General features: G+C 72.8%; 4 protein-coding genes. 3 read left to right on the top strand and 1 reads right to left on the bottom strand.

Going from position 1 to position 4,508, the window contains the following annotated elements; all coding sequences use genetic code 11:
• Nucleotides 1–36: 36 nt before the first annotated feature.
• Entirely contained in the window at nt 37–1,041 is a 1,005-nt protein-coding gene (locus RWP81_RS14580; RefSeq protein WP_314457286.1) for a glycosyltransferase, read from the bottom strand.
• Nucleotides 1,042–1,196: 155 nt separating this feature from the next.
• On the opposite strand from RWP81_RS14580, the gene RWP81_RS14575 reads away from it, so the two are divergent.
• From RWP81_RS14575 to RWP81_RS14565, 3 genes are all read left to right on the top strand, one after another.
• A complete protein-coding gene (locus tag RWP81_RS14575) occupies nt 1,197–2,189 on the top strand; it encodes a WcbI family polysaccharide biosynthesis putative acetyltransferase (RefSeq protein ID WP_314457285.1) in 993 nt (330 codons plus the stop codon).
• Nucleotides 2,189–3,181, top strand: coding sequence for a hypothetical protein (locus tag RWP81_RS14570; protein ID WP_314457283.1), 993 nt, complete (start codon nt 2,189–2,191; stop codon nt 3,179–3,181). The genes RWP81_RS14575 and RWP81_RS14570 overlap by 1 nt, the downstream gene beginning before the upstream one ends.
• A 29-nt stretch (nt 3,182–3,210) precedes the next feature.
• Nucleotides 3,211–4,508 (top strand): glycosyltransferase (locus RWP81_RS14565; protein ID WP_314457281.1); only part of this gene is annotated, 1,298 nt, incomplete at its 3' end.

Genomic DNA, 4,508 nt, shown 5'->3' with positions numbered 1-4,508 from the left:
CGACGACGAGCACCCTCAGCGGCCGCGTCCCGCGGATCACGCGGCGACCTCCGCTGCGAGAGCGCGGCGGTACACGGCGACGTGCGCGGCGCGTACTTCGTCGAGTTGCGCGCGGCGCCCCGCGAGTCGTTGCTCCACCTCGGCGGAGCGCGCCGCCGATCCCGGAACCGACGATGCCTGGCCCGTGGCATTCATGATCGCCCGGGCGAGCGAGACGGGGTCGCCCACGTCGAACGCGTGGAAGTCGGCGGGGTGCTGTGCGGCAATGTGTCCGACGGGGGTGCTGACGATGGGCACGGCGAGGTCGTAGCAGAGCTCCGCCCACCCCGACTGCGTGCCGTGTCGGTAGGGGAGCACGCACGCGTCGAGGTCGGCGAGCCATGCGGCCAGGGCATCGTCGTCGAGGCGGGTTCCGCGCTCGACGGTGACGCCGTCGGCCCCCTCGGCGAGAAGGGCGATGGTCGCCGCGGCCTCCGCGTCGCGAACCCGTTCGTTCATGCGCACCACGGCCTCGACGCGCGCGCCCTGCGCCCGCAGGCCGGTGACGGCGCGAACGAGGGTGGCGGTCGTTCCGACGCCGTCGATGTTGGGTCGGAGGTCCCGCAGGTGCACGCCCACGCGCAGGGCGTCGTGGCCGTTGCCGGTGGGACGCCGTGCGTCTCCGAGCAGTGTGGGGTGGGCGATGACGGTGACGGGGCGACGGACGATGTCCCGCACCGACGCGGCGGCGGTGTCGGTCAGGGCGATGAGCGCATCGGCCCCCGCGGCCAGCACGGCTAACGACGCGCGATGGGTGTCCTGCGCGGTCAGCTGAGGATTCTCGAGATCGTGCACCGAATAGACGAGGGGCCGGCCCAGTCGACGAAGCGTCGCGACCGTCGCCCGCAGCTCGTCGGGAGAGAAGGACTCGATCCCGAAATGCACGTGGACCAGGTCGAATTCGTCGGCGTGCGCCTCGAGCCACTCCGGCAGCAAGACCTGCGGCGGCCACCACTGGCCCGCCGGGGCGCCGGGAGGCGGCGGGTCGGCGAGCACCGTCACGCGACCGGAGTCGGTGATGGCGGAGACATAGGGGTGGGCCGATGGGACGGCGGCGACGCGAACCGGGGGAACGGTGGTGGCGACGATCTCTCTCCTCCTCGTGCAGTGATGTGGCGTGGCGTGCGTACGCGTACCGCATCGCCAGGCACATCGCAATGCAACGGGGCGGTTGGGACGACGATGACACCGACGGATACCTTCTCATCATGGGTGGTGAGACGGCGCGGCTGCAGAGCCTTGCGGACCACGGCGACGCGGTGATAGCGCGGCGACGGCACTACGGAGAATTCTTCGGCGAGATGCCGCTGCCCGAGAATTTCGGCCTGGTCGTGGGCAATTGCCAGGCGGAATCACTTCGGTTGGTCATCGCATCCGACGCTCTTCCCGCCATCCGCGTGCCGGCGGTGCACGAGCTGACCGCGACCGACGCGGAGCGCCTGCACACCCTCCTCGCCGGGGCCGCATTCCTCGTCGCCCAGCCCATCCGCGACGACTACCGCGACCTCCCGCTCGGCACGATGCAGTTGCGCGCCTCGCTTCCCCCGGCGGCCCGGCTGGTGACGGTGCCCGCCATCCGGTTCGGGGGACTGCACCCGTTCCAAGCGGTGCTGCGTCTGCCCGCGTTCCCGGAGGATCCGCCCCTGGTCGCCTACCACGACGTGCGCGTCGTCGCCGAGGCCGCGGGAACACCCGTTCCCGCCGAACTGCCACCGGCTGCGGTGCATGCCATCGCCGACGCGTCGGTCGCCGAGCTGCGTCGCCGCGAGAGTCTCGGACTCGACGTCGTGGCATCCGATCTCTTCGATCCGGTCGTCGACGACCTCGCCCGCACCGTCAACCACCCCGGAAACGCCCTGTTCCTCCCGCTCGGCGAGCGGCTCGTCGCCGCCCTCGGCGCGCCCGGTCGCGTCGTCGATCCCGGTCGTCCCATCCTCGCGGGCGTGCGCGCGCCGTTGGAGCGGTGGGTCGTCGACGCCTGGAACCTGGATGCCGCGCCCAACCCCGACTGGACGGTCGCGGGCGAGACGCTCCCCGTGGAGACCGTGCGCGAAGCGCATCTCGCGTACTACGCCGAACGTCCCGAGCTGTTGGCCGCCGTCGTCGCGCGCATGGCCCCCCTCCTCCGCACGTGGGCGGCAGCTGCGTGATGGCGTCCACGATTGCGGATGCCACCCTGCCCGTCCTCCTCGTGCACCCGGGGCCGCACGGCGTCGCCGCATACGCCCGTGAGATCGCGACCGAGGTGCTCGAGCAGCAGCCGTCGGCGCGGCTGAGCACCGCTGACGCGCTCGCGGCCCTTCCCCCGGGCACGCCCGTGCACGCGCACGTCACCGACCGGTTGTGGGGGTCGTCGCTCGAAGAGGCGGCGCGTGTCGTCGTCGATCTGGCCGGCCGCCATCCGCTGTCGGTGACCTTCCACGACGTTCCCCAGGCGTCGGACGGCGAACGCAATCGCCCCCGCCGCCGCGCGTTCTATCGGTCGGTGGCGGAGGCCGCGCGCGGGGTGGCCGTGAACAGCGCGCACGAGCGCGAGCTTCTCCGCGAAGAGGGTGTCTGGAACGGCCCTGTCGCGATCGTTCCCCTCCCCGTCGAGACGGTCGAGCCCTCGGACCGCGTCGCCGGCGATGATGCGGTCGGCGTCCTCGGGTACTTCTACCCCGGCAAGGGGCACGACGAAGCGCTGGCCGCGACGGTTTCGGCCGGGATGACCCGCCTGACCGTGCTGGGACGCGCCTCCGACGGGCACGCCGAAGACCTCGACGCGTTCGTCCGTCGCGCGTCCGCCGCGGGCGTCGACGTCGAGGTGACGGGATGGCTCGACGACCCCGAGATGATCGCGCGGGCGCGTCGTGTCTCCGTTCCCGTGATCGCCCACCGGCACGTGTCGGCGTCCGGCTCGCTGACGTCATGGATCGGCTGGGGCCGACAGCCCCTCGCCGTGCGCAACCGCTACATCGACGAGATGGTCGAGCTGCGCCCGGGCGCCCTGCGCGTGGTCGATCCCGACGACCTCGCCGCCGAGGTGGCGATGGCCCGCCACGAGGCCACGCGCACCTGGCACGGCCTCGACCCCGTGCCGTTCGGTCGGGCTGACGCGGCACGCGCCTACCTGCGCTGGTGGGCGGAGGTCTTCCCGTGAGCGCGGTCGCCGCTGAGCAAGGCGATCGGATGCCGTGGGTCCCGGGCAACCGGTGGGATCTCGTCGCGGACCGGCAGCCGGATCCTCCGCGGGTCAGCGTCATCGTGACGCACTTCGACCAGTCCGAGCAGCTGGCGCGGACGCTCGCCGCCCTGCAGCACCAGGACCACCCGGCCGAGCTCCTCGAGATCATCGTCGCCGACGACGGCTCGCCGACGGAGCCGGCCATCCCCTCCGGCGTCCGGCTCGTCCGTCAGGACGACCGCGGGTTCCGGGCAGCCGCCGCACGGAACCTCGGTGCCGCCGCTGCCACGGGCGATGTCCTGTGCTTCCTCGACGCCGACACCACGCCCGAGCCGGAGTACGTGCGCCGGCTGACCCGACTGCCCGCTCTCCTTCCCGAAGCGGTCACCGTCGGGCGCCGCCGCCACGCCGACCTGAGCGGGATGGATGCCGAGACGCCGGTCGCCGAGGTCGGCCCCGCCCACGAGCTGCCCGAGCCCGCGTGGCTCCGCGACGAGTACGCCCGCAGCGACAACCTCCTTCATGCCGACGACCGCTCGTACCGGTACGTCATCAGTGCCGTCGCCGCCTGCTCCCGGGCCTTCTTCGACGAGATCGGCGGATTCGACGAATCGTTCTCCTCCTACGGCGGCGAGGACTGGGAGTGGGCGCACCGCGCCTGGCAGGCCGGGGCCGTCCTGGCTCACGTTCCGGATGCCGTCGCCTGGCACGACGGCCCCGACTGGGCGGGACGTCCCGGTGAGGACCGCGTCCGCGCGGGCAATCGGCAGTCGCTGCTCCTCGCGCAGAAGATCCCCGTGCCCGGCTCGAGCGGACGCGGCCTGCTGCCGGCCGCGCCCGATCTCGTGGTGCACCTCCCTGAGGGGCTCACGCCGTCCGCCGAGTTCGTGTGCGTCGATTCGGTGCTGGCGGCATTCCCCCTCGCGACGGTGGTGGTGCAGGCGCCGACGCAGGATCCGCTGGTCAGGGCCGATCCTCGCGTTCGTGTGGGAGCTGAGGTGTCCGGCCTCGACGCGCGGGTGACACTCCGTCTCGACCGCGCCCTAGTGATTCAGGATGCCGCCCCCCTCGCGGTGGCGCTGGCGTCGCTCGGGCAGGGAACTATCGGAGCGATGACCCTTCTCGGAGACGACGGCGTCGTCCTCGCGCGTGCGGATGCGCGGCGCGCTCGCCGTCGCGCGCACCGGTGGGCGACATCGGCCGGCTTCGACGAGGTGGCGCTGACGGTCGACGGGGTGCACGCCCTCCGCGACGAGCCGCACGGCGAAGCGGGGGTGGGCGGCGGGGGGGGGCCCGCGCGCGG

The organism is uncultured Microbacterium sp. (assembly GCF_963521695.1).
Classification (GTDB): Bacteria; Actinomycetota; Actinomycetes; order Actinomycetales; family Microbacteriaceae; genus Microbacterium.
This window is presented reverse-complemented; position numbering and strand designations above follow the sequence as displayed.